This window comes from Methanococcoides sp. LMO-2 (assembly GCF_038432375.1).
Classification (GTDB): domain Archaea; phylum Halobacteriota; class Methanosarcinia; order Methanosarcinales; family Methanosarcinaceae; genus Methanococcoides; species Methanococcoides cohabitans.
Genome location: NZ_JBCAUS010000002.1, coordinates 868,697 through 893,742, shown reverse-complemented (window position 1 = coordinate 893,742; position 25,046 = coordinate 868,697). Strand labels below are relative to the sequence as shown.

The 25,046-nt window shown below is 44.7% G+C and carries 27 protein-coding genes and 4 tRNA genes; 22 read left to right on the top strand and 9 right to left on the bottom strand.

Features of this window, described 5'->3' with window-relative positions; genetic code table 11:
* The first annotated feature begins 12 nt into the window (after nucleotides 1-12).
* The 12 genes from WOA13_RS04615 (at nucleotide 13) to WOA13_RS04560 (ending at nucleotide 7,603) form a co-directional block, all read left to right on the top strand.
* Nucleotides 13-459, top strand: a complete 447-nt coding sequence (locus tag WOA13_RS04615; RefSeq protein WP_342126785.1) for a 50S ribosomal protein L32e — start codon at nucleotides 13-15, stop codon at nucleotides 457-459.
* Between the two features lies 1 nt (nucleotide 460).
* Entirely contained in the window at nucleotides 461-907 is a 447-nt protein-coding gene (locus tag WOA13_RS04610) for a 50S ribosomal protein L19e (protein WP_342126784.1), read from the top strand.
* A 59-nt stretch (nucleotides 908-966) separates the two neighbouring features.
* Nucleotides 967-1,488, top strand: coding sequence for a 50S ribosomal protein L18 (locus tag WOA13_RS04605; protein ID WP_342126783.1), 522 nt, complete (start codon nucleotides 967-969; stop codon nucleotides 1,486-1,488).
* Nucleotides 1,489-1,499: 11 nt separating this feature from the next.
* On the top strand, nucleotides 1,500-2,135 hold the full coding sequence (locus tag WOA13_RS04600; RefSeq protein WP_048204845.1) for a 30S ribosomal protein S5: 636 nt from the start codon (nucleotides 1,500-1,502) through the stop codon (nucleotides 2,133-2,135).
* Between the two features lie 2 nt (nucleotides 2,136-2,137).
* Nucleotides 2,138-2,599 carry a 50S ribosomal protein L30 gene (locus WOA13_RS04595; RefSeq protein ID WP_342126782.1) on the top strand — a complete coding sequence of 154 codons (462 nt, stop codon included), beginning with the start codon at nucleotides 2,138-2,140 and terminating at the stop codon, nucleotides 2,597-2,599.
* A gap of 7 nt (nucleotides 2,600-2,606) precedes the next feature.
* Nucleotides 2,607-3,047 carry an uL15m family ribosomal protein gene (locus WOA13_RS04590; protein ID WP_048204847.1) on the top strand — a complete coding sequence of 147 codons (441 nt, stop codon included), beginning with the start codon at nucleotides 2,607-2,609 and terminating at the stop codon, nucleotides 3,045-3,047.
* 108 nt (nucleotides 3,048-3,155) lie between these two features.
* Complete coding sequence (gene secY / locus WOA13_RS04585) at nucleotides 3,156-4,634, top strand: preprotein translocase subunit SecY (RefSeq protein WP_342126781.1); 1,479 nt, start codon at nucleotides 3,156-3,158, stop codon at nucleotides 4,632-4,634.
* A gap of 22 nt (nucleotides 4,635-4,656) precedes the next feature.
* Nucleotides 4,657-5,304, top strand: coding sequence for an adenylate kinase (locus tag WOA13_RS04580; RefSeq protein ID WP_342126780.1), 648 nt, complete (start codon nucleotides 4,657-4,659; stop codon nucleotides 5,302-5,304).
* Between the two features lie 21 nt (nucleotides 5,305-5,325).
* Entirely contained in the window at nucleotides 5,326-5,946 is a 621-nt protein-coding gene (locus WOA13_RS04575) for a DUF106 domain-containing protein (RefSeq protein ID WP_342126779.1), read from the top strand.
* Between the two features lie 2 nt (nucleotides 5,947-5,948).
* On the top strand, nucleotides 5,949-6,479 hold the full coding sequence (gene cmk, locus WOA13_RS04570; protein ID WP_342126778.1) for a (d)CMP kinase: 531 nt from the start codon (nucleotides 5,949-5,951) through the stop codon (nucleotides 6,477-6,479).
* Nucleotides 6,480-6,498: 19 nt separating this feature from the next.
* A complete protein-coding gene (locus WOA13_RS04565) occupies nucleotides 6,499-7,491 on the top strand; it encodes an RNA-guided pseudouridylation complex pseudouridine synthase subunit Cbf5 (protein ID WP_342126777.1) in 993 nt (330 codons plus the stop codon).
* Nucleotides 7,492-7,520: 29 nt separating this feature from the next.
* Nucleotides 7,521-7,603: transfer RNA gene (locus WOA13_RS04560), tRNA-Ser, on the top strand.
* Nucleotides 7,604-7,769: 166 nt separating this feature from the next.
* On the opposite strand, the gene WOA13_RS04555 is transcribed toward WOA13_RS04560, so the two are convergent.
* A complete protein-coding gene (locus WOA13_RS04555; RefSeq protein ID WP_342126776.1) occupies nucleotides 7,770-8,369 on the bottom strand; it encodes a hypothetical protein in 600 nt (199 codons plus the stop codon).
* Between the two features lie 326 nt (nucleotides 8,370-8,695).
* Between WOA13_RS04555 and WOA13_RS04550 the strand changes: the two genes are divergently transcribed.
* The gene (locus WOA13_RS04550) at nucleotides 8,696-9,808 is read left to right on the top strand and encodes an ammonia-forming cytochrome c nitrite reductase subunit c552 (protein ID WP_342126775.1); all 1,113 of its coding nucleotides are present in this window, start codon (nucleotides 8,696-8,698) and stop codon (nucleotides 9,806-9,808) included.
* 32 nt (nucleotides 9,809-9,840) lie between these two features.
* On the opposite strand, the gene WOA13_RS04545 is transcribed toward WOA13_RS04550, so the two are convergent.
* Nucleotides 9,841-10,365 (bottom strand): DJ-1/PfpI family protein, encoded by a 525-nt coding sequence (locus WOA13_RS04545; RefSeq protein ID WP_342126774.1) that lies wholly within the window; start codon nucleotides 10,363-10,365, stop codon nucleotides 9,841-9,843.
* A gap of 171 nt (nucleotides 10,366-10,536) precedes the next feature.
* On the opposite strand from WOA13_RS04545, the gene WOA13_RS04540 reads away from it, so the two are divergent.
* Nucleotides 10,537-13,359, top strand: a complete 2,823-nt coding sequence (locus WOA13_RS04540; RefSeq protein ID WP_342126773.1) for a M1 family metallopeptidase — start codon at nucleotides 10,537-10,539, stop codon at nucleotides 13,357-13,359.
* Nucleotides 13,360-13,439: 80 nt separating this feature from the next.
* Here WOA13_RS04540 and WOA13_RS04535 read toward each other — a convergent pair whose 3' ends face one another.
* A complete protein-coding gene (locus tag WOA13_RS04535; RefSeq protein WP_342126772.1) occupies nucleotides 13,440-14,129 on the bottom strand; it encodes an HAD family hydrolase in 690 nt (229 codons plus the stop codon).
* A gap of 19 nt (nucleotides 14,130-14,148) precedes the next feature.
* Entirely contained in the window at nucleotides 14,149-14,502 is a 354-nt protein-coding gene (locus tag WOA13_RS04530) for a DUF5684 domain-containing protein (protein ID WP_342126771.1), read from the bottom strand.
* A gap of 63 nt (nucleotides 14,503-14,565) precedes the next feature.
* On the opposite strand from WOA13_RS04530, the gene WOA13_RS04525 reads away from it, so the two are divergent.
* From WOA13_RS04525 to WOA13_RS04490, 8 genes are all read left to right on the top strand, one after another.
* Nucleotides 14,566-15,504 (top strand): DMT family transporter, encoded by a 939-nt coding sequence (locus WOA13_RS04525; protein ID WP_342126770.1) that lies wholly within the window; start codon nucleotides 14,566-14,568, stop codon nucleotides 15,502-15,504.
* Between the two features lie 307 nt (nucleotides 15,505-15,811).
* Nucleotides 15,812-16,258, top strand: a complete 447-nt coding sequence (locus tag WOA13_RS04520; RefSeq protein WP_342126769.1) for a 30S ribosomal protein S13 — start codon at nucleotides 15,812-15,814, stop codon at nucleotides 16,256-16,258.
* 12 nt (nucleotides 16,259-16,270) lie between these two features.
* The gene (locus tag WOA13_RS04515) at nucleotides 16,271-16,825 is read left to right on the top strand and encodes a 30S ribosomal protein S4 (protein ID WP_342126768.1); all 555 of its coding nucleotides are present in this window, start codon (nucleotides 16,271-16,273) and stop codon (nucleotides 16,823-16,825) included.
* 13 nt (nucleotides 16,826-16,838) lie between these two features.
* The gene (locus WOA13_RS04510) at nucleotides 16,839-17,219 is read left to right on the top strand and encodes a 30S ribosomal protein S11 (RefSeq protein WP_048204861.1); all 381 of its coding nucleotides are present in this window, start codon (nucleotides 16,839-16,841) and stop codon (nucleotides 17,217-17,219) included.
* Nucleotides 17,220-17,242: 23 nt separating this feature from the next.
* Nucleotides 17,243-18,046: a DNA-directed RNA polymerase subunit D gene (locus WOA13_RS04505; RefSeq protein ID WP_342126767.1), complete on the top strand. Its 804-nt coding sequence runs from the start codon at nucleotides 17,243-17,245 to the stop codon at nucleotides 18,044-18,046.
* A gap of 53 nt (nucleotides 18,047-18,099) precedes the next feature.
* Nucleotides 18,100-18,187: transfer RNA gene (locus WOA13_RS04500), tRNA-Leu, on the top strand.
* Between the two features lie 82 nt (nucleotides 18,188-18,269).
* Nucleotides 18,270-18,357: transfer RNA gene (locus tag WOA13_RS04495), tRNA-Leu, on the top strand.
* A gap of 82 nt (nucleotides 18,358-18,439) precedes the next feature.
* Nucleotides 18,440-18,527, top strand: a tRNA-Leu gene (locus WOA13_RS04490).
* Between the two features lie 168 nt (nucleotides 18,528-18,695).
* Here the strand turns inward: WOA13_RS04490 and WOA13_RS04485 are convergent.
* The 5 genes from WOA13_RS04485 to WOA13_RS04465 form a co-directional block, all read right to left on the bottom strand.
* A complete protein-coding gene (locus tag WOA13_RS04485) occupies nucleotides 18,696-20,624 on the bottom strand; it encodes a hydantoinase/oxoprolinase family protein (RefSeq protein WP_342126766.1) in 1,929 nt (642 codons plus the stop codon).
* Between the two features lie 25 nt (nucleotides 20,625-20,649).
* Nucleotides 20,650-21,849, bottom strand: coding sequence for a Cdc6/Cdc18 family protein (locus WOA13_RS04480; protein WP_342126765.1), 1,200 nt, complete (start codon nucleotides 21,847-21,849; stop codon nucleotides 20,650-20,652).
* 16 nt (nucleotides 21,850-21,865) lie between these two features.
* Nucleotides 21,866-23,236 (bottom strand): monomethylamine:corrinoid methyltransferase, encoded by a 1,371-nt coding sequence (locus tag WOA13_RS04475; RefSeq protein WP_342126764.1) that lies wholly within the window; start codon nucleotides 23,234-23,236, stop codon nucleotides 21,866-21,868.
* A 548-nt stretch (nucleotides 23,237-23,784) separates the two neighbouring features.
* On the bottom strand, nucleotides 23,785-24,636 hold the full coding sequence (uppS, locus tag WOA13_RS04470) for a polyprenyl diphosphate synthase (RefSeq protein WP_342126763.1): 852 nt from the start codon (nucleotides 24,634-24,636) through the stop codon (nucleotides 23,785-23,787).
* Nucleotides 24,637-24,689: 53 nt separating this feature from the next.
* Nucleotides 24,690-25,001, bottom strand: a complete 312-nt coding sequence (locus WOA13_RS04465; protein WP_197072223.1) for a DUF2551 domain-containing protein — start codon at nucleotides 24,999-25,001, stop codon at nucleotides 24,690-24,692.
* Nucleotides 25,002-25,046 lie beyond the last annotated feature (45 nt).

Sequence of the window (25,046 nt, the reverse complement as noted above, 5' to 3'; positions counted from 1 at the left end):
TAGGTGATCTGAATGGAAGATACAGTTAATGAAACTAACATGAAAGAAGCAGCAGCCACCGAACTTGCACTTGATGAAGAGTCCAAGAGGCTTTTCAAGGTAAGGAAAGTTCAGAAAGGTAAAAAACCTGCCTTCAAGAGGACTGATTCACACAAGTACAAGCGTCTTGATTCCAACTGGAGAAGACCAAGAGGTCTTCAGGGCAAACAGCGCAGACACATTGCTGCAAAAGGTGCTCGTGCACAGGTAGGCTATGGCAGTCCTGCAGCAGTAAAAGGTCTCCACCCATCCGGGTATGCAGAAGTCCTTGTGAAAACTGTTGCAGACGTTGATAATGTTGATGCTTCCCTCGAAGCTATCAGGATCGCAAGAACCGTTGGTGCAAGAAAGAAAGCGCTCATCGAAGCAAAAGCAACTGAAATGGGTATTAAGATATTGAACCCTACCAGGAGTGAGTAAGATGACAGATCTCTCTAACCAGAAAAAACTTGCAGCAAAGGTCCTGGGATGTGGAGTTCACAGGGTCTGGATGGATCCTGAAGCATCTGCTGATATCGCAGTTGCTATCACAAGGGAAGACATCCGTGGCCTTATCGCAAGCGGAAGCATAAAAGCAGAAGCTGTGAAAGGTGTTAGCCGCGGACGTGCAAGAGAAAGGGATGCAAAGCGCAAATACGGCCACCGCAAGGGTCATGGTTCCCGTAAAGGTAGAAAGGGTGCACGTAACCCTAGGAAAGAGCAGTGGATGAAGAAGATCCGTGCAATCAGAAGGAGGCTTAAGGAGCTTCGTGCTGATGGTACACTTGACAAGTCCACATACTGCAAGGTCTACCGTAAAGCAAAGGGTGGCGAGTATAGAAGCCTGGCTCATATGGAAGCGCATCTTGATATTAAGAAGACGGAATGAGCCTGAGGAATAGATAATGAAGACAAATTTACATGTTAAGCTGATGTGGAGGATCTAATATGGCTACAGGACCCCGTTATAAAGTCGCTTTCAGGCGACGAAGGGAAGGGCGTACAGATTATCACCAGAGACTCAGGTTGCTTCTGTCAAAAGAGAATCGAGTAGTTGTGCGCAAGAGCACAAGGCACATGCAGTTGCAACTTGTGGTACCAGATGCAAAGGGAGATATGACATTATCGTCAGCTATCTCTACAGAGCTCGGGAAATACGGATACGAGGGAGCAACCGGTAATACAACCGCAGCATATCTGACAGGTCTCCTGTTCGGATACAAGGCACTTGAAGAAGGCTATGAGAGCGGTGTACTGGATATGGGACTTCAGGCATCATCACCAGGATGTCGTGTATATGCAGCACTCAAAGGTGTTGTCGATGCAGGACTCGATGTGCCTCACAATCCTTCAGTATTCCCATCTGATGAGCGTATAAGAGGAGAACACGTCGCAGAATATATGGAAGGATCCAATCTGCCTGAGATGTTCGAAGCAGTAAAGGAAAAGATCCTTGCAGAGTTCAGTTAAGGTGTGGTTATATGGCATATGAATATAATGAGGAATGGGTACCCAAGACAAGGCTTGGTACGCTTGTTTCAGAAGGACAGGTTACTTCCATGGATGAAGCCATGGATTCCGGTCTCCCTATAAGGGAATCAAAAATAGTTGATATATTATTACCTGATCTGGAGGACGAAGTTCTCGATATCAACATGGTCCAGAGGATGACCGACTCCGGTAGGCGTGTCAAGTTCAGGGCAACCGTTATCGTTGGAAACGGCGATGGTTTTGTTGGACTTGGTCAGGCAAAGGATGTACAGGTAGGACCTGCTATCAGGAAAGCTATTGACAACGCAAAGATCAACATCACACGTATCAATCGTGGATGCGGTTCATGGGAATGCGGTTGTGGACTTCCACACACCGTTCCTTCCGAGGTCAATGGAAAGGCAGGTAGTGTAACTGTAGTACTCAAGCCTGCTCCACGTGGACTTGGACTTGCTGCTGGAGGCACTGCAAAGAAAGTGCTTGAAAAAGCAGGTGTCAAGGACGTATGGACCCGTACAGAAGGTCAGACAAGGACAACTCTCAACTTCGCAAAGGCAACATACAATGCCCTGATGAACACAGGTACTGTCAGAAGGCCAATTGTATTTGAAGAGCAGGAGGCATGAAGATGTTCGCAGTAGTTAGAATGAGAGGCCAGGTGCACGTTCGTGGTGAGATCGAGGATACCCTCGGTATGCTTCGCCTTCACAAGGTCAACCACTGTGTATTCCTTGCTGACAACCCTAACAACAAGGGTATGATCCTGAAAGCAAAAGATTACATTGCATACGGTACCGTTGATGCTGACACTCTGGCACAGGTACTTGGTAAGCGCGGAAGACTCGAGGGCAATGCACGCCTGACAGATGCATATGTTAAGGAGAACTCCGAGTTCGAATCCATTGAAGCATTTGCAGAAGCTCTTGTCAACGACAATGCAAAGATCTCTGATGTTCCAGGTCTGAAGCCGGTATTCAGGCTTCACCCACCAAGGAAGGGTCACGCTGGTATTAAGAGGACTGCTCAGCAGGGCGGTGTCCTTGGAAACCATGGTGAAGACATAAAGACACTTTTGAACAAGATGAGGTGATGTTACTATGAGCAACAAAACCAACACAAAGAAGTTCAGGGGTTCACGTACCTGTGGTGGCGGTACTACCAAGAATCGCCGTGGTGCAGGTAACCGTGGTGGACGTGGTAGGTCCGGTGAGAACAAACACCACTTCACAAGGGCTCTTCAGGGCGGATACACACGCGGAAGCAACCGTGGATTCTCTCGTCCATTGAAGATGATTCGCGATGTTTCAGTCGTGAACGTCGGTGAACTTGACGAACTTGCAGATCAGCTTGTAGAAGATGGCTTTGCACAGCTTGAAGATGGTGCATATGTCATCAACCTTGCAGATCTTGAAATTGAAAAAGTTCTTGGTACCGGAAAAGTAACAAAGAATATGGTTGTTACAGCATGCACCTTCTCCGGAGTTGCACGGGACAAGATCGAAAATGCAGGTGGATCCTGCGTAGAAATTGAAGAGTAATGTCTGTTACAGACATTACTTTTATATTTGTTGCGTTTTTATTACTGCTGATTAATTTGTATTATATGAAAGTCTGTTTGACTTTCAATCCGAATAAAGGTGTAGTTAATGAGTCTCAGGGAGAGTTTGGAACCGTTTTTTAACAGATTGCCCGCCGTTGCAAGTCCGGAGGGGCATGTGCATTTTAAGAACAAGTTATTATGGACTCTTGGAATATTGGTACTTTACTTTGCTCTTGCAAATGTACCTCTATTTGGTCTTTCAAGTGATTCCATCGACCTGTTCGAACAATATAGAGCGTTCTTTGCCGGAGCATCAGGATCACTAATGCTTCTTGGTATTGGTCCTATTGTTACTGCATCGATTGTCCTTCAGCTTCTTGTAGGCGCTGATGTTATCAAGCTTAACATGTCTGATCCTGCAGATCAGGCTTTCTTCCAGGGCGCACAGAAGTTCATGGTCTTTGTAATGATCGTGCTTGAAGCCCTTCCACAGATCGTAGGAGGTTACATACAGCCGGATGCCGGAGTAGCGTCAGCTCTCGGTGTTGGTCTTGGAGTTGTCACACTTATCATCTTCCTCCAGATATGTATTGGCGGTGTGCTGATCCTCTTTATGGATGAGATCGTGTCAAAATGGGGAATTGGTTCAGGTGTTGGATTGTTCATCGTTGCTGGTGTTTCACAGCAGATCGTGACCGGATTGTTCAACTGGGAACTTGATACAGCAGGTCTTCCTATTGGAATACTTCCAAAGTGGATCTATATAGCTCAGAATGTAGGACTGGATTATATTTTCACAGGCGATGGTATGATGTTCCTCCTTATCAGAGGTGGAATTCTGGCACTTGTAAGTACAGTTGCTATCTTCCTGTTGGTCGTATATGTGGAAAGTACCCGCATTGAGATCCCACTGGCCCACAGTGCTGTAAAGGGCGCAAGGGGAAGATTCCCTGTAAAACTTATCTATGCATCCGTTCTTCCAATGATCCTTGTCAGGGCATTGCAGGCGAACATACAGATGATCGGTCTGTTGCTTTCAGGACGTGGCATAACCTTCCTGGGTGAATACAATGGTTCCACTCCTATCAATGGTCTGATGTACTATCTTTCACCGATAAACAGTCCGTATGACTGGATCCCTTCACTTGTAAGGGAGTCATTCACAGGATATGGAGCACCTGTACCTGCAGGCTGGCAGATAGGATTGCATGTGCTTGTTGATGCTCTCTTCCTGATCGTTGGTGGTATAATATTCGCTCTGTTCTGGATCGAGACCACTGGCATGGGTGCAAAACCAACTGCTCAGAAGGTTTTCAATTCAGGAATGCAGATCCCTGGTTTCAGGCGTAATGTCGGAAGTATCGAAAAGGTCATGGTGAGGTACATTCCCAAAGTAACCATTATTGGTGGTGCTTTCATTGGCGGACTTACACTTCTGGCAAGTTTGCTGGGTACCATTGGTGGTGCAGGTGGAACAGGATTGCTGCTTACAGTAAGTATTGTATACCGTCTGTATGAGGATATTGCATCTGAACAGATGATGGAAATGCATCCAATGGTCAGATCCTTCTTCGGACAGGATTAATACGAAAAATGGAGATATATCAATGAATGTTGTTTTATTTGGTCCGCCGGGTGCAGGAAAAGGCACCCAGGCCAAAGAACTGGCTAAACATTATCAGATCCCTCACATATCTACCGGTGATATTTTGAGGGCAAACGTACGTGATGGTACAGAACTAGGACGCGAAGCTAAGGGCTATATGGACAGGGGCGAACTTGTTCCTGACGAAGTACTTATCGGAATTATTAAGAACCGTCTTACAGAGGATGACTGCAAGGCAGGATATCTTCTTGACGGATACCCAAGGACAACTCCACAGGCAGATGCACTTTCAGGGATCCTCTATGAGATCAATATGCCTCTTGAAGCAGTTCTTAATATCGATGTTGCTGATGAGGAGCTTGTGATCCGCCTTTGCGGCAGGTTCATGTGCAACTGCGGTGAGAGCTACCACATAAAGTTCAACCCTCCTGAGAAAGAAGGTGTATGTGACTCATGCGGTGCAGAGCTCTACCAGCGTGATGACGATAAAGAGGATGTCATCAGGCAGAGACTTGAGTCCTACAAGGAGAAGACACAGCCACTTATTGATTATTACAATGAGAAGAACATTCTTGTGAACATCGATGGTGCAGGCGAGATCGATCGTGTCTTTTCAGATATTTGTGAAGTCCTTGACCAGTACAAGTAAATTATCCGAAGGTGATGATGCATGGCAGATTCAAATTTCAAGAAAACAGCAGAAAGATTTGTACTGGCAGTCGGTATTTCTCTGATGATAGGTATCCTTGTTCTCGGTGAGGAAGGCAGGGAAGGTATCGGAGCTATCGTTGGTGTCCTGATGGACCCAATAAGTGCCATGGTCGGTGATGGCAACTTCCACATAATGTTGTTCATCATGGCAGCGATCACTGCTTTGTATGCATCACTTATTCAGAAATATACTATTGACTGGAAGCTCATGCGTAACACACAGGAACGTATGAAGTCCTTCCAGAAGGAGTTCCGTGAGGCACAGCTTGCACAGAACACCTATCTGGTAAAAAAATTGGAAGAACAGCGTGCTGACATGATGTCTGACCAGATGGAAATGTCAAAGCAGCAGTTCAAACCGATGGCATATATCAGTATAATCTCCCTTCCACTTTTCATGTGGGCATACCATTACATCAGCCTGCATCCGGGAGCTTCACTTGTATTCCCATTCTGGGGACAGCAGGAACTTGTTTCCACTGTGTTGGGACCGATCCAGTACTGGATATTCTGGTATTTCATCACATCACTGGCTATCAGCCAGGTAGTGCGTAAAGCACTGGATATTGGTGGCGTCTAAGCATGCTTTTAACTATTAGTGGACTGCCTGGAAGTGGAACCACAACCGTGTGTAAGCTTCTGGCAGAACATTATTCCGTTGAGATGATCTCAGCAGGAGATGTTTTCAGGGGTCTTGCAAAAGAACGCGGAATGACCCTTTCAGAGTTTGGAAGCCTGGCAGAATCTGATCCTTCTATCGACATTGAGATCGATAAGAGGCAATCTGAGATCGCTAATAATTCCGATGGTCTTATTCTCGAAGGGCGTCTTGCAGGTCACATGGCTGGAAATGCCTTGAAGGTATGGATCAAGGCACCTATGGAAGTGCGTGTGAGGAGGATTGTCGTAAGGGAAGGTTCATCCTTTGATGTACGCATGCAGGAAACTCTGGAACGCGAGGCTTCAGAAGCATTGCGCTACAAAGAGATCCATTCAATTGATATCAATGATCTTTCTATCTATGATCTTGTAATTGACTCCACTCGCTGGGATCAGTTCGCTATCACAGCTATCCTTAAGCAGGCAATTGATGCCTGTGGTGGGTTTGAATAAATAATTTACAGGTACTGCTATGGTTTCATCAGGTAATTCCAAAGATGTGGACATGATGGTAGTTAAGGCACATGCCACTACTAATGCCGCATACGGCTGCAGGCCGGAAGAACGTCCTATTCTTGAGTATATTAATATGGGTGTCGTTAACATTGACAAGCCCGCAGGTCCTACCAGTCATGAAGTGACAGCATGGATAAGGGATATGCTTGGTGTGAGCAAAGCCGGTCATTCCGGTTCACTTGATCCGGGTGTAACAGGTGTACTTCCGGTGATGCTTGGTAAGGCTACTAAAGCAGTCTCAGCCCTGCGCCTTTCAGGCAAGGAGTACATCTGCCTCATGCATCTTCATAGTGATGTTCCTGAGATTAAGATCAGGCGTGTATGCAAAGACTTCAAAGGTCCTATTTACCAGACCCCTCCGGTTATCTCTGCAGTTAAAAGGCAGTTAAGGATCAGGAACATCTATTATCTTGATGTCCTGGAGATCGACGGCAGGGAAGTGCTCATGAGGGTCGGCTGTGAGGCAGGAACATATCTGCGTAAGCTTTGCCATGACATTGGTCTTATCCTGGGTTGTGGTGCCAATATGAAGCAGCTTCGCAGGACGGGTACAGGTCCGTTCAGGGAGGATACTCTGGTAACTCTGTATGATCTTAAGGATGCCTGTGTTTTCTGGAAGGAAGACAACGATGAGGCCGAGCTCAGGAAACTGATACTTCCTATGGAGGTGGGTCTGTCCCATCTGCCCCGCATTGTCATCCGTGATACTGCAGTTGATGCGGTATGCAGGGGTGCACAGCTTGCAGTTTCAGGAGTTTTATCTTTTACCAAAGGTATCAAAAAAGACGACAAGGTAGCTCTTTTCACACTAAAAGGGGAAGCTGTGGCACTATGCAGGGCGTCCATGGATTCCGATGAACTTTGGGACAATGATCACGGTATCGCCTGTATTACCGAAAGAGTAATAATGGATGCCGCTATTTATCCAAGCTGCTGGAAGGCAAAATAAACGCCGGTCAGCACAAATACGGCTTTTTTGCCGAGGTAGTCTAGTGGTAGGGCGCAAGCCTGGAAAGCTTGTGGGGCCTGTCCCCTCGGGAGTTCGAATCTCCCCCTCGGCGTTTTTCTCTTATTTCAGTGTCTATTATTTCATGTTTTATACCTGCATATACAGGTAACTCTTCAGAATGCATTGCATTCAGGGTGCCATAATTGAATTACATCTTACAATTTCTCTCATGATCATGTAACGTCCTTGGTTTAAGGTATTCTGAATTGCGCCAATGTTTATTGTATCTTCAATTTGTTTCCGATATATCCAATGAATATTTCAACAAACATACCACCAAGTCCAATCAGCATTAGTGCTGAATATAATCTTGGGAAATCATGCAGGTAATAAGACCATGAAAGCATGTGTCCAATTCCAGCATTCGTTGCTCCAAATAACATTTCTCCCATGATCTGGAAAAATAAGCATAGTAGATATCCAATTTTAATTGCATCCAGTCGGTGACCATTACCAGAGATTAATATAACTACTAAAATAGGGACTATTATCGATTGCAGGAAGATTAGAAGTCGCGAAAGGCCAAAAAGAACGATCAGAATTGGCACATTTACCATAATTGCTGCTCCAATTGCGAAAACGAGGAACCATAATGCTGGATTAATGGCGGTTTTTAGCCTTTGGGATGTGTACATGAGTTTACCCAATGGTAAACCAATTGCCAATATTATCAATAACTCCAAAAACGAAAAAACAAGTGTGATCATAAGCTGATAGACCAATGTTAATGACAAAACCTGGACTATAGTGGAAAAGGGTGGAACCTCATATGTTGCAAGAATTGTTCTTGCTAAAATTTCCCAGGATAAGAACAACATCACAAAGGGGATAACACGATAAAGCTATTGTAAGGATTTGCTTTTGTAGTTTTGATTTTCGATTGTATCTTCCATATACCCACAGCCAAAATATGATATATTTTTAGATAATGTAAAATAAAATATAAATGTATGGGTTTAATTGATTTAGGGGTATACTTCAGACGAGAGTAAATCTCAATCAATATATGATTCCCTTTTACTTCTAAATTTGTTCGGAAATGTATTTATCCCGAAAACCCACATTATCTTATGTGATAGGTATGTTGGGGGACATAACAAAAACAATATTGTTAGTTTCAACGGTTTTAATTTTATTTGCAACTGTGTGTATAGCGGCAGATTTTGAGGATTGTGCGGACTGTCATCAGGAATCATATGATCAGTGGAGTTCTTCGGCTCATGGAATTGCCGATTGTGGAATATGCCATACTCCTGCAGATGTTGATTTTGAAGGTCATATTGCGGAACCTTCTGCTTCAGTCCCATCTGCAGATCTGTCTTCTGAGGTGTGTGCCGATTGTCACGCTGCCATCTTTGCTGAGTGGAACGAGTTTGGAGGAGCTGATTTCGATATGGAAGTAATGGCAAGCCACTCCGAACCAACTGAGATCGCAGAGCCCTATGTGCTGCATTCGGATGTTTCCTGTGTTGTATGTAAGAGCACAGATGGTGCGATATTGAATCTTGAGGAACCGGAAACGTATATGCTGAACGAGGAAGCTGCCCATGACATTGAAGTGACCGAATGGTCGATAGCTTGTGTTGCCTGTCATGATCCTCATGAGGGTTCTTTGAGGGTTGAGGATAGTACGCTTCTCTGTTCTAATTGTCATAACACAGAAGGTGTTGTAGCAGACGGAACTGTTGATGTTGTAAGGCATGCGCAGTGGGAAATGGTCAGCACATCAATATATGAGGATGGGACTCACCCTGAATTGGGCTGTGTTGATTGCCACATGTCAATGGTACCATCAGATGGCGGAATGACAACAGGTCATAATTTCGATTTTGATGTAGTGGCCCTTTCAGATCCGGATTCTTCCAATGGCTGTTATATGTGCCATCAGGACGAATTAGCATCATTGATCGAAGAAAAGCAGGAACCTATATCCCAAAGGATATCTGACCTTAACACGTTGAAGGAAGGGGCAAACGTTGCTCTTGAAAGCTTCAATGGAACAGATGCCTATGAAACACAGCTTGCCAACTATAACAACGGACTTTTCTATCTTACAGAAGTTGGGAATGATGGCAGCCTTGGTATCCATAATATGGTACGTGCAGAGTCCGATCTTGACATGGCAGAAGAATTCTTCAATTTAGTGATCGAAGGCGATTCAGATTCCGATGAACCTGCTGACAAGATCCCTGCGATCGGCGCTCCGGTCGTAGTAGTGATCTTTGCAGCGCTTGCAATTTTAGTAAAGAGGGACTGATCTTTGTCCCTCTGACCTATCTTTTTTTAAAATTAGTTTAAAGTTTTTAGAACAGCTTTGCCATATTCTGTTGCGCTTTTCGGGTCTCTTCCGGTGACGATATTTCCATCTGAGATCACACCTTTGTCTTTGTGTTTGGCTCCCTTCTCCTTAAGTATCCTGACGGTTTCATCGTTCTTGAACACGGTACTTTTCTTTCCTTCAAGGACGCCTGCATTTGCGAGTACGACCGGTGATATGCATATCGCAGCTACGACCTTGCCCTGTTCGTTAGCTTTTCTTACAATATCCTGCAGTTCCTTGTTGTCCCAAAGATACTGCTTGGCACCTCCACCACCGGTAATGGATATAGCATCATACTCATCGATGTTCACATCGGAGATACTGATGTCAGGATTGACCTTTCCTCCGAGCATTCCTTTTGCTTTCTTAGTTTTATTGCTAGCGACGGTGACCTTTGCACCACTTTTCTCGAACACTTCCTTTGGTTCAAAAAATTCCTCGTCCCTGAAATTTTCCTGTGCCACTACCATGAGTATTTTCTTCTGGTCTGTCATTTGATCACCTTTAAGATTTAATTGTAAAATGTCATTCAGAGAAACATTTCTGTTAACCTTATGTTCTTGTACTATCTTATAAATCAATAGCGAAGTCTGGTTCTTTGTTCTATGGTTTCTTTTAGAAAATTGTTTAAGCTAACAGTACTTTAGAAAACTAGGTGTGAAAGAATGGAACGTATCTACAAGTATTACCCGGAGGATTTTGGAGAACTGACTGTCAGGGTCATCCACATGGACCTTTTGTTCGATGTATATGATGATCACACTTACGTGACCTCTGACCTTAAGGTCAGGACTCTTGAAGAGCCTATGTGGTCTCTTGACCTGAACTGCCGTGATCTTGAAATTAAGATGATCAGTTGTGAGGATTATGATGTATCCTATGATTACAGGAAGGATGAGCACATCCTATCCATAGAATTTGGTTGTCAGGTGCCTTCTGATACTGAACTTGTGATCCATACGGAAACGGTGTGCAAACCGACACGTAATATCCTTGAAGGTCTCTATTATGATGAAACACCTGCAGGCGCACCTCCTCAGCAGATAACACAGTGTCAGCAGTGGGGATTCCAGCGTATCGTTCCATGTATCGATGACATGACTGCCAAATGCACTTATACGACCACCATCATTGCAGATGAGCGATATACCAATCTCATCACAAATGGGGATGTGGTGGAGGAAAAACACTCTGTAGGTAATGGCAGGGCAAAGATCGTCTATGATAATTCCGTCACACCAATGGCAACTTACCTTTTCTTCCTCGGGGTTGGCACCTATCGTACCTTCACAAGGGAGTTCGAATATCCTGACGGCCACACCTTCAATCTGGAGCTGTTGGTGCCACCGGAGTCCGAGGTATATCCTGCAGAAAAGGCACTGGATGTGATCTATGACTCTGTGATGTGGACATATCTTTTCACAGGCCCTGAGCAGTATAATGACATTGACAAAAGGAAGGAGATATATGATCTTGTCAGGGTACGTGATGCACTTAAATCAGAAGGCAACACTGATGACCTGAAGTTCATGCGTGATGAGCTGAAAAAACTTGACAGCTCACTTATTATGGGTTACAAGTACACTGGAACCGTCTATCGCGAGATCGGGATGCAGAACTCCGATTTTGGTGGTATGGAGAATGTAGGTAACACTACAATAACGACCAACCGTATCATGCCTTATCCGGAGACCACAGACCCTTCATTCGAATACATGGTGCGGGTCAAGGTCCATGAATACTATCATAACATTAATGGTTCCGAGGTCACAGGGTGGAGTCCGTTCGAGATATGGCTCAATGAGGCGGTGACCGTTCACATAGAGCATCAGTTCCATGCTTTCATCTTCGGGGAGAATTACAGCCGTTTGTCTAATGTCCTGGACCTTCTGGCACCCGGAGTTGGTACCTTTGCACTCGACAGTGGTGCCGCTTCCATGTCCATAGTTCCTGAAGGTTTCAATGATCCTAATGACCTGATCACAGCAGTGACCTATGTCAAGGCCCCCGAATTTGTGAGGATGCTGGAAACGCTGATGGGCAAGGAAGTCTTTGCCCGTGCTCTTGATGTTTATCATACGAAGTTCAGCCACTCCAATGCCACAGGCTCTGACTGGTTGAAGACCATGGAAGAGGTTTCCGGAATGGACTTTTCCGAAATGTCCGAGACCTGGCTGTCACAGACTAAATTCCCAATGGTCCATGTTGATACTTCATACGATCCGAAGGACAGTTCTTTTACGCTGGATATCCATCAAGATGTTCCTGAAGGTGGAAAACACTGGGAATTCCCCTTTGTTGCAGCTCTTGTGGATGAGGATGGAAATGATATTGTGCAGATCAATGAATGGATCGATTCGGTGGATGCCAGCATCCTTGTAGAGAATGTTGAGGCACCGGCCTTTGTATCTGTGAACCGCGACTATTCGTTCTATGGAAAGGTGGTTCGTGAGGTTTCCGATGAGGAGCTTCTGCTGCAGGTTAGAAAGGACAGCGATGTGATCAACCGTTTCATTGCCTATTACACTCTTGTTGACAGGGAAAAGATGCGTCTGATAGCTAATCCACAGGCGCAGGTGTCCGAAATGTTCATTGAGTTGTTCAATGACCTGATCAACGATGATCTGTTGATGGAAGATGTTGGCGGTCAGTTCCTTGCTATCTTTGAGTCGGTGGAGGATGAACGGCTTGCACACAGTTACCAGCTTCTCTATGATGTGAAAAAACGTATTCTTGAAGGTATTGCGAGAAATAATACGGTTTCCATGCTTAATTTATATCACAAATACCTGAAGGTAGCAATACCTCAGGACGATACTCTCGAGGAGCATGCACGCGTTATCAAGGCACGTCAGGTGAAGAACGCTGTATTGCGTATCATTACTAACCTTGATACTCCGTTCGTACATCAGTTGTGCAAGAAGCAGTTCTTTGAGGCATCCTGTGCAAGTGACAGACTGGTGGCTTTTGACTGTTACATCAACAGTTCTGCCGAGGATAAGATGGAATTGCTTTGGGATTTCATGGAAGATTCCAGGAAGAACCTTGTTGCCTGGGAGGCCTTCCTTTCAATAGTTGCAGGAAATAGCAGTTCTGATGCTGTCTCTATTGTAAAGGAAATTGAAGCTTCGGATTCCTTCCGCATTGAGCAGGCTAACGATCAACGTGCTCTGTATGGTGGTTTTGGCAGGAACAGGAAGATCTCCTTACAGACCGGGGAAGGGCGTGAACTTCTGCATTCGATATTGCTCAAACTTTCTTCTGTCAATGAGTACAGTACCACAAATCTTCTCAATGTCTTCGCAAATATCGACCTGATGGAGGAAGAATACCATATTCCTCTGGTCTCAATACTTGCTGACATGCTTGACACTCTCGATTCGGAGAAGGTTCCCAGTGTCTACAACAGGATCAGGAAATTACTGCAGGGTGCTCCGAACGCAGTGGCTGCCTATGAGGCAGATACTGGTAAACTAAAAGGAATGTGATGGATCATTGTGTGCTTCTTAATTTCAGAAAATCGTTAAAAAAGGAATAAGATTATTGCTCCGGGAGAATTAGAGTAGAATTATTTTACATTCTCCCCTATTTTTTTATTTTCGAGTACAATGTCAAGGACTTCTGTAATCCCTGATAAGACGATATCTGCTTCAACGTTATCGGAGTAGTGCCTCCTGTCCCCATAAGCTGCGTAAGCGGTTATCATTCCTATTTTTCTTGCCGGTTCTATATCCCTTCCGGGGCTGTCTCCTACAAAAAGTGCCTGTTGCGGGCTAATGTCCAGAAGATCAAGTGTAAAATAGAATACTTTGTGGTCAGGCTTTTTGGCACCTGTCATGTCATTGGTAACTATAATATCAAAATATTCCTTTATTTGCATCCTCTCGAGTCTTTTCATAGCATTGTTGGAGTGAGCATCGGTGACAAGTGCCAGGGTAATGTGTTCTTCTTTGAGGATTTCAAGTGTCTGCTTCACTCCCGGGTAAAGCACAAGGGCTTCCAGTTTGATGGTCTCGTAGATCCTGCAGCAGATCTCGTAATCCTCTTCGGAGTAAAGTTCGTTGTCCAGAAGGTAGTCCCTGATGTTCTCGAGGTCTTCAAATCCGGGTGTTCCACGCAGGAAATATCCCAGCATGTCCTCAGGATCCCCTCCTCCCAGATGTTCTACCATCCTTTTGCACGCGGTAAGCTTTGCTTCCAGAAAATCAAAAAGGGTGTTGTCCATGTCAAAGAGTACTGCTTTTATGCTCCTTTCCATGGATCTGACTGCCTCCACTTCAATACTCAAAAAAGGCGAGATATCCGGGTAATCCCAGATTGAGGACTGGTACTAATATGACCAGTCCCAACCATTTAGACTTGTTGACGGCAAATGCGATCTGTCCCCAGATGTATGCGAGATATAGTATGTTCACGAAAGGTATGAAAAATGGTACTACTGCGAAAAGTGAAAATCTGCATATCCTTACCATCAGGACAAGGTTCAGTATAGGTATCCAGGCCATCCACCAACCTTCTGTCTGTGTCTTTCCAGCGATAACCTGCAGTGAATAGGCAAAGTATATGTAGAAAAGTATTGATGCGAATAAATGTGATATTCCAAATCCCGGGAATAATGATACGATATCCATTTTATTAACTCCTATCCATGAAATTGAAACATCAGGTATTTATTTATGCCGATGATGGTGGTGATGTTCTATATAGTGTTAATTCTATATGTGCTTCTCATGGGTTCATCACCTGTAAAGGGCTACATGGAGATCACTGCCGGATGTATCATCTATGGGATGGTGGGTGTATTCCTTGCATTTATACATGATATGGGCACTCTGCCTATTATATTCTATAAACTTCTGATAGGCATATTCTTTATGCTGGTCTATTTGTATCTCCGGGGTAATCTGGGAATTCTCCGATTGGGTGGTAAGAGGCGTCACCTGTTGCTTCTTGGTATTTTCAAACTGATGACCATATCTTTCTATTTCACATGTATCATTTATTCAGGTCTTTCGATAGCGATACTTCTGCTATATACAGCACCCATGTATGTGACCATACTGTCTCCGGTCGTGCTGGGGGAGAGGGTGACACGATCAGGTCTTGTTGGGCTGTTACTTTCCATGATCGGTATTCTTCTCATTGTTGATCCTGCAACACTTGTTCGTTCAGGTATGGATGATATTCATTTTATTGGTATGGCAGCAGGTATCCTGTCAGGAATCTCTTTTAGTTTCATCATTATGACTGCACGTTATGTGAGGGATGAATATTCGGGCTTTTCACAATTCTTCTGGGCAACGGTATTTTGTGTTGTTGTGCTCGTGCCTTTTGCTCCAACGGTTTCCATTCCGGTTCTCAGGGAGAATTTCCTGATGCTCCTTCTTTTTGGTCTGGTGAACACGAGTATAAGCGGGGTTCTGTATTTCAACGGACTTTCAAGGGTGAGGACACAGGCTGCCAGTATACTGGCAATGCTGGAGCCTGTAAGTGGTATCTTTTTTGATTATACCATCCTTCATAGTGCTATCTTTGCTGAGACAATCCTTGGTTGTGTGTTCATTATTGCAGGTGCCCTTCTAGCAGTAACGGATCATATTTCGTTTGGCAAGTATCTTAAATTTGAGACCTGACATTTTGATATGGTTTTCCACTTTGATCTTTTCTATGACAATTGCCTGCATTTAAATCCCTTAAGCGGGGTTCGACATGAATATATACGAGATCGTTGTTTGATGGTATATTCTCTGGGATGGCGTAATAAGGAATTTTTTGGCTAACATGCCAAAGAATTGCAATAAATAAGGTTATATACCAGAAATCGCATATTCAGCGAAGTCGCTTTTGAATTTATAAAAATTTAGAAAGCCACAAGGCTGTGTCGGAACCAATGGGTTCCGAGGCTACGGGGTGTTGATTCACCCTTAAGGAGGATATTATATGGCAGACGAAGAAATTAGACATCTGGTTCGTATAATGAATACTGACCTGCAGGGAAGCCAGCGGGTAAAGTACGCATTGACCGGTATCCGTGGTATCGGATTAAGAACCTCTCGTGTTATAGTAGACAGTACCGGCGTTGATCCGGACGCAGTGATCGGTTACCTCCCTGATGAGGACATCGCAAAACTTGATTCTGCAATTGCACAGTTCGAGCAGAACCTTCCTATATGGATGCTCAACAGGCAGCGCGACCCAATATCTGGTGACAGCAAACACCTTCTTGGTCAGGATATTATCATGACCCTGAAAGAGGATCTTAACGACCTCAAGAAATCACGTGCATACCGTGGTCTCAGACATGAGAGAGGTCTCAAGGTCAGAGGACAGAGAACCAAGTCCACAGGAAGACGTGGTAGCACCATTGGTGTAAGGAAGAAGAAATGAAGGTGATGCAATATGGTATATCCTGGTAAAAGTACAAAATCTTATGATACACCAAAGCACCCCTGGCAAGCTGCCAGGATGGCTACTGAGGTTGAGCTCGTTAAAAAGTATGGTCTCCGTAACAAGAAGGAACTCTGGAAATCTCACAGTGTACTGAGAAGGTTCAGGGCAGACGCAAGGCGTCTCCTTGCTGAATCCGCAGAGTCCGAACTTACAGGTCATGCAAAGACAGAAGCAGACCAGATCCTTGCAAAACTGATCAGGTTCTCAATTCTGAAATCAGACTCTAACATTGATGATATTCTTGGTCTCCAGACCGAAGCAATCCTTGAGCGCAGGCTTCAGACACAGGTCCACAGGCTTGGATTTGCCCGCACTGCACGTCAGGCAAGGCAGTTCATTACCCACGGTCACATCGCTATCGATGGAAAGAGGGTAACAGTTCCTGGTATGATGGTCACAAAGGAGCAGGAAATGGCAATCGACTACTACGGTAAGTCTCCAATTTCCAGGGAAGCTCACCCGGAAAGACCTGCACAGATCGCATCATCAATCGTAGAGGAATAAGGAGGAGTAAAATATGGCAAACGGAATCTGGGGTGTTGCACACATCAAATGTTCATTTAACAACACGATCATCACCGTGACAGATCTCACTGGTGCAGAGACCATCGCAAAATCCTCTGGTGGAATGGTTGTAAAGGCAGCAAGGGATGAAAGTTCCCCATATACTGCTATGCAGATGGCAAGCCAGCTTGCAGATACCCTCAAAGACAAGGGTATCGAGGGTGTTCACATCAAGGTCAGAGCACCTGGAGGAAACAAGCAGAGGAGTCCGGGTCCAGGCGCACAGGCTGCGATCAGGGCATTCGCAAGGGCAGGCGTCAGGATCGGTAGGATCGAAGACGTTACACCAGTACCACACGATGGAACTCGTCCAAAAGGCGGAAGGCGTGTATAATCACAAAGAACAGAGGTTTTCCAATGGAAATAGATATACTTGAGTTATCCGATAGATCAGCAAAGTTCATTTTATCCGGCACAACCGCAGCTTTTGCAAATGGTGTCCGCAGGGCTATGCTCGCAGATGTACCTACGCTAGCGATCGATGACGTGAATATCTATAATAATACTTCTGTTCTGTATGACGAACAGCTGGCATTGAGGTTGGGTCTGATCCCCCTCACATCCAGTCTTGAGGACTTCGTGCCGCAGGATAAGTGTACCTGTGAAGGTGCTGGCTGTCCTGCATGTACTGTTTCCTTGACTCTCAGCGCTGAAGCAGGTGAAGAGGAGCAGGTCATCGTTCATTCCGGTGACATCGTCTCATCTGATCCAAATGTACAGCCAGCAGACAAGACCATCCCTATAATTGATCTAAGGACCGGCCAGAAGGTCGTTCTTGAAGCAATTGCACACATGGGCTATGGTAATGAGCATGCAAAGTGGCAGGCAGGCGTTGCCTGTGGCTACAAGAACATGCCTGTTATTACCATTGAAGGATGCGACAGGTGCGGCATATGCGTCAATGCATGTCCAAGGAACATAATTCAGCTCGGTGAGGAATCTGCTGAGGTCGCCAAAGAGGACCTTCTCAGGTGTTCATTGTGCAGATTATGCCAGGATTCATGCGATATAGATGCCATTACCGTTGGTGCAGATGAAAAATCTTTCATTTTCACTATGGAATCCGATGGTTCATACACTGCTCAACAGTTAATCTTAAATGCAGTGAATACGATTAAAGGAAAAGCCTCTGAGATGCAAAACATCCTGAGCACACTGTAAATCGGAAATACCAATTTCCTTTTTACTTTATTTAATTTCAGAAGATCCCGCGTGCGGGGGTTGCCCAGCCAGGCCAAAGGCGCTAGGTTGAGGGCCTAGTCTCGTAGGAGTTCGTGTGTTCGAATCACACCTCCCGCACCAAACCACTTTCGGTCAATTCCGAAACAACACGGTCCTGAGATCTTTCAGGACGGTAACTCGATAAATCAACAACATCCACTTTGCGGGGGTTGCCCAGCCAGGCCAAAGGCGCTAGGTTGAGGGCCTAGTCTCGTAGGAGTTCGTGTGTTCGAATCACACCTCCCGCACCAAACTAATTTCGGTCAATTCCGAAACAACACGGTCCTGAGATCTTTCAGGACGGTAACTCGATAAATCAACAACATCCACTTTGCGGGGGTTGCCCAGCCAGGCCAAAGGCGCTAGGTTGAGGGCCTAGTCTCGTAGGAGTTCGTGTGTTCGAATCACACCTCCCGCACCATCTTTCTTATTCTATTATTCTAACAAACTTATGTTTTCACTCTGGCACTTTTGCTTAGCGGTTCATGATCGATAGCATTTGCTATGTACCATTAACTGAAAAATCCGAAAAAAGAAGAGAGAATGCAAAAGCATCTCTCTGAATGCAATCCCGTGGAGTAGGTGTCTTTTATTGCTCTTCTTCAATGTGCTCAGCAACGCCCATTACAACGATCCTGGTTTCCACTATCGTATCATGCCCTTCAAGAAGCACTTCATCCTTTTTGATGTCTATCTTGACTGAATCCGGATCAAGATCTGCTTCTTTCATGTATTCATAGATAGTATCCTTACCAATACTGATTGCATGTTCCACTGCATCTTCATATTCGTAGAAGTTCTCTCTTCCTTTTTCGGAATATACATAGAACTCCCATTCCGGCGCAGCCATGGATGCCGGTCGTATTAATATTTCGACTCTCCTGATTCCTTTTGCAGCCAATGCCCCTGCAGCATTACCCACATTTGCAAATTCCGGCAGGATTATCTCTGCATCTATCAGTTCCTTCATCTCTTTAAGATATGCTACCACGGGGCCACCGATCAGCACCACTGGTACATGTACCTTGAACTGGATTGGTGATTCTGCATCGAATATATTGCGTATTTCCTCTCTCGATATCTTTTCAAGGAAAAATGAAACAAGATCTGCTGCCATGTTCTTGGCAAACTCTCTCTTCACATGGGATGCAAACTCATCTCCTTTCATCTTATAAAGTGGGGCGAGGTGCTCTGCACCGATGCGTGAAGCCTCTGCATCGTATTCCGTATACTCTCCAAGCACATGCAGGGCATCCGTGGGTGTGAAACTGATAGGTTGTATCAGCCTTTTCTGCATGAGTGTATCCAGATGTTTTGATGCCGGGTATTTATTGATACGTGATCGTATCTCCTTGAGGGATGTTGGCTCAGCAGGAATTGCATTGAGGATCTCTGTTTCCAGATCAGTTAGCTCAAGGGGATCATACTCTGTCCTTATGTAGAACTTGGTAGGCTGAAAGTTTCTCCCCAGTAATGCTTTGGAAGGCATCGGGTTGGTTGCTATCTGCTCAAGGAATTTAGGGAACTGTGCTGCTGCCCTGCATAAAGGAATGACCCTTCGTGGTCCGAAGTTGAGCTTTCCTGAAGCGATCCAGATATCACTGTCTCCTCCAAGTGCCGAGGTTTCCATCCTTATGGCCTTGACCCTTGTCTTCCATCCACCTACTACAGCTCCGGAGTCACTCATTTCGGGTATGCTGTTTCTTATCACGGACACATCAGTACTTGTTCCACCTACGTCTATGACTGCGCAGCTATCTTTCTTTGAGAGGAATGAAGCACCTACCAGACTTCCTGCAGGTCCTGAGAATATGGATTCGATCGGTCTTTCCAGTGCACCCTTGATTCCGATCACAGATCCGTCACATTTGAGCATGAATATCTTTGATTCCATGCCGCGACCTCTTATCTCAGATTCCACACTGGACATGAACTTCTCTGTTATGGGAAGCAATTGTGCGTTAAAGAATGCTGTTACAGCTCTTTCGAATGCTCCGAGATCCTGTGAAAGCTCATGTGCACACACCACAGGCATGCCTGTGATCTTCCTGATGATCTCCTTGACCCTCAGTTCATGTTCAGGGTTGCGGATGCTAAAATAAGATGAGACTGCAAAAGCTGAGACATTTTCCTTTGCCCTGTGTGCAAACTCCTTTACTGCATTTTCATCCAATGGTTCTGCTTCAGATCCCTTATGGTCATGACCTCCTTTAACCTGTACGAAATGTTCTGTGGGAAGGTCAGTACTGGTAAAATAATCCCCCACAAGGATGAGTCCCACGGGGAACCCGGTGCCTTCCAGGATCGTGTTGGTTGAAAGGGTGGTGGAAACTGATACCACCTCTACCTGTGAAAGTATTTCCTGATCAATGCCGTCAAGTGCTTCCCGTATACCCTCCAGTGGATCGGGATAGGTTGTGAGTGCCTTATAGGACGCAATTATTGTATCCTCCGGGCTCTTTACAACAACTGCATCTGTATAGGTGCCACCTGCATCAATTCCAAGATTTAATTTCATATTCATCTCCGTTGTTTAGGTTCAGTTAAATTATGCTGGCATCACACAGTTCTTTAAGCCTGTAGTCCATGTAGAGTATGTCTTCTATTTTCTTTGGTTTCTTCCTGATTGATACCAAACGTGTCTTTCCATGCCTACCCCTGCTACGCACAGGTGCTGAAATAATACCCATCATATCGAATTCTGAGACGATCCCTGATACGCTGGTACGTCCCAGAGGGTTTGTCCCCATCTGCTCGCAGTACTTCCTGTAGAGCATTTCTATCTGGCCTGTTGTTACTTTATCGTTTAGTTCCTCTGTAAGTCGGATGATGCTGAGAAGAACAAGTTTTGAATTGATGGGCAGGTTTTCCAGTGAGGTTAACAGGTCCTTTTCTCCCATTTCTTCATTTGCCAGCAAGACGTGTTTCTCAGTTACTCTTTCCTCATTCGAAATATCTGCGATGGTACCTGCTCTTTCCAGCAAGGTCAGGGCTTTCCCGCAATCATGTTCGACCCCGGATAGCTTCGTACATAGTGAAACGATCCCCTTGTCAACAGCATCTTCCACAAACGCAATTTTACAGCGGTCATTCAGTATCTGCTCAACATCTTCCTCGCTATATGGTGGAAATATTATGTTTCTGTACTGGAGTGCCGAAAGAACAGTATTCTCGGCCTTAGCGTAAAAGAATATGTCATCACTAATTCCAATAATACCTATGAATATGTCTTCTTCGATGCTCATATTCTCGCCGGCATAGCTGAGTTCATAGAGTACATTTTTGTCTTTCAGAGATTCGATTTCATCAAGTACTACAATGATTGTGGTCCTCTTTTCGTTCAGAGCTTTCCATAATGCCCTATAATATTTTCCCATTGAGAGTCCTGTTCTTGGAACTTCCGTTTCGGGTGATACCTTGTTCAGTATCTCAAGTATGATTTTGCTGGTCGTGCTGATCTTCCGGCAATTGATGAAGATCGGAACAGCGCTAAGATCCTTCGTCTCAATGTTAGTGCTCAGCTGTTTCAGGAGAAATTTCACAACAGTTGTCTTGCCTGTTCCTTTAATTCCGGATATCAGTACATTTGCAGGCTCTCCGTGGTGGAGGACAGGCCTCATCAGTGATGCAAGTTCTGTTACTTGCTTTTCTCTTCCAATAAGCCTGTCCGGAAGGTACCTTGGAGAAAGCGCTGCCCTATTCCTGAATATCTGGATTCCATCGGTTCCAAATATATCATTCATGTTAATCTCTCAAATCTCACTCGATGCCACAGTACTTGCTAACTTCCGCAAATACATCCCTGTAGATGGCCAGATATTCTTCTGAGGGTTTCATTTCATATTCCGATCTTACGTTATAACATTCGCCGAAAGGTTTGCCTTCCGGAGCATACGCTAGCAGGTTTTCATATTTCCTGTAGATGTTCCGTGCAGCCTCATCTGCTTCCAGAAGTGAAAGTCCGGTTGCCATATGTGCAACTTCTCCCATGAACCTGGACTCGAGTCCTGTTGAGTGATCTGCGCCTGCTCCGCGGGCACCTACCGGTCCAATCAGCATGTCTCTTCCACAAACAGTATCTCCGATGGCCTGTGCAGCGGTCTCATAGAACATCATGTCTGTACAGCAGCCTGCAAGGTTCCAGTAATATCTTGCTGTGTAGTGGTGCATGTTGCGTGAAATGGCAAGAGAAGACAGGTTAGATCCCCACATGATCTCTTTTGTTGAGGATGAGTTCGTATTCACATGCACCGCACCGGAAACATGCAAACTGGCACCGGTGAGCACCTTTGATTGGATGGTCTCTGCAACATCTACAATGGCAAGTCCTTCAGGTGAACCGATACCTGTTCCTCCAAATACCGGACACTGGCCGCTCAGGAAATGGTTTCCGTGCTCAAGGTGGAATATGGATTTGTAAAATGTCTCATAGTCGGTCTTAAGTTCATCCAACTGGTAGACCTCCTGGACATCTGCACTGGAGTACAGTTCTTCAGAAGAAACCAGCATATATGCGGGAGAGATGGTTGGTGTTCCGGGTCCCATCAATGTGAGGCCTTCACGACCTGCAAGTTTTGTTGCAAGCCTTTCTTCCCTGGCTTCCTTCAGTGCGGCAAGCATCTCAAATGGAGTTTTCCCGCGTATTCCTTTGCCTCCCATCTTTTCAAGTGCACCTGCATATATGCCCTGTACAATAGGCTCCATGGCGGAACTCACGTGTACTTCAAGGAAATTCTCTTCGGAAACAGTACCTCCCATGGGTCCTCCGATTATGACTGGAGGTTCGGAATCCATAATGTACCTGAAGGGAACTGTGACCTTTTCATTCTTTCTTCCGATCTCAAGCGTTTCGGAAGTGTTTAGATATCTGGTAATATCCTCTTCTTCGATCTGTATCGTTTTCTTTGTATCTGTGCAGTAAATCCCCACAGATGTCAATAACTGAATGGCAGCTTCAAATACGGAGTCTGCAAGGCTCGTATCTGTTGGTACAATACTTTCCCCATCATATTTGATATCGAATTCTTCAGCCAGTTCCTGTGACTTCATGAACACATTCATGTCATGTTTTTCTTCTGGTTTCTCTTCGCCTGTGGTGGCAGATCTGAGGTACTTGTATATGTTGTTCATAATATTGACTCCTTTTTGTCCCGTTTTTGTCTTTTTTATTTCATTTTGTCTTACTTTCTATTTTGTGAAAACTCCATGAAATTAGCCCTTAAACCTCAATTGACATGGAGCTTATATATATTTTTCCATGTTAGTAACTTCAAAACCTCTGTTGACATGGAGAAGTTAAAAATATTTGATCAAATTGTTGTTCTTGATCGATCTATTGGATACTGTTAATATATCACATTGTGAAAGATACTGGAATACTTTCACCCCGCTTGGCTGTCATTAATATATCCAGAAGTAATTGTAGTATTTGAGGTGAAATAATATGGATGATTTCTTTACAGAACTGGTAAACAGAGCAAGATACTATGAACAATTTGAAGAATTCGTAAGAGCCCACAAATGAGCTCGTTAAAACATTGGCCGTAGTTCCTCCATCCCGTCAGAGTTGTTTGCTTTCGCTGCGGCCCTACTTTTTCCAATTTGTCTTTTTCTTTGTGACTACCTATTTTAGATCTGAATCTTGTTAGATAGTCCAGATCATGATCGATCAGGTCGGATCATTGGCAATGTCCATCACCGGTTTTGGTAATTTCTTTAAGAAAATGGGTTGTTCGGTGATTTTCTTTCTTCTTCTGTTCAGCCAGGCGTGCCTGGTAGATACGTATTGATCTTAAGAAGTCGATCCTGCGAAACTCGGGCCAGAAAGGTGCGCAGAAATATGCGGCACATTCATTCCCGTTAGCCTGCCAGGGGAGGAAATTGGATATCCTTTCGTTTCCGCCTGTACGTATTATGAGGTCAACATTAGAGACTGCTGCACCTTCTGAAGGATAAAAATGATCGGCAATAGTGGATTCGTTGATATCTTCCAGTGATATTTGTCCTTTAAGGACCTTATCTGCCATTTTCCTGACAGCCTGGACGATATCCTGCCTTCCACCATAGGCAAGTGCAACATTCAGGTTGAATTTGTCGTAGTCTTTTGTTGCCTGCTCTATCTTTCTGGCAGATTTCTGAAGCTCTTCCGGAAGAAGGGAATGGTCTCCTATAACACGCACTCTTATCTCTCTTTCATGAGTTCGTTCGTTCTCTCTCATATAATCGAACTTACTTCCGATAAGATCAAACAGCTGCAATGTTTCGTCGGAAGACCTGTTAAAGTTCTCTGTGGAAAAGGCATAGACTGTGAGTTCTTTCACACCGATGTCATATGACCATTCTATTACTTTTTCAGTCACATCAGCGCCCTTTGAGTGGCCATAGCTTGTTCTTTTCCCAAGCCTGCTAGCGAACCTGCGGTTACCATCCATGATTATGGCCACATGTTCGGGAACAGTTCCGCTCTTAACATCTTTTGAAAGAGCCCTTTCATAGGTCTTGTAGAAGAGGTTCATAAGGGATCTGATCATGAAGATTCCTCCCAAAGAACGATCAAAAAAGATATGTTAACACCATGCGGTGTTCAGTAGTTATCAAGAACTGCTTTAACTATAGGTTTATAGTCTTCTTTCAACAGGTAAAGATTATGATCGCCAGTTACGTCTATACTCAGTATGCCAAGCCTGGTGTTCATGAGGCCAACCATGGCTGAAACACCTCTGTAGCTCACATCAAATTCCTTTTCATTAAGATGCTTGTAGACATCACCTGTTGTGAAAGTTCCACCTTCAAGGAAGAGCTTCAGCACATCTTCACGTATACCTGTATCATCACGGCCTAAATATTTGATAAGCCTCGCCTTTACCCGGTCCTCAATAGTCTCCAGCACAAACACCTCATTTACATCTATGTAATTTCTATTTATAAACTTATGCTAATT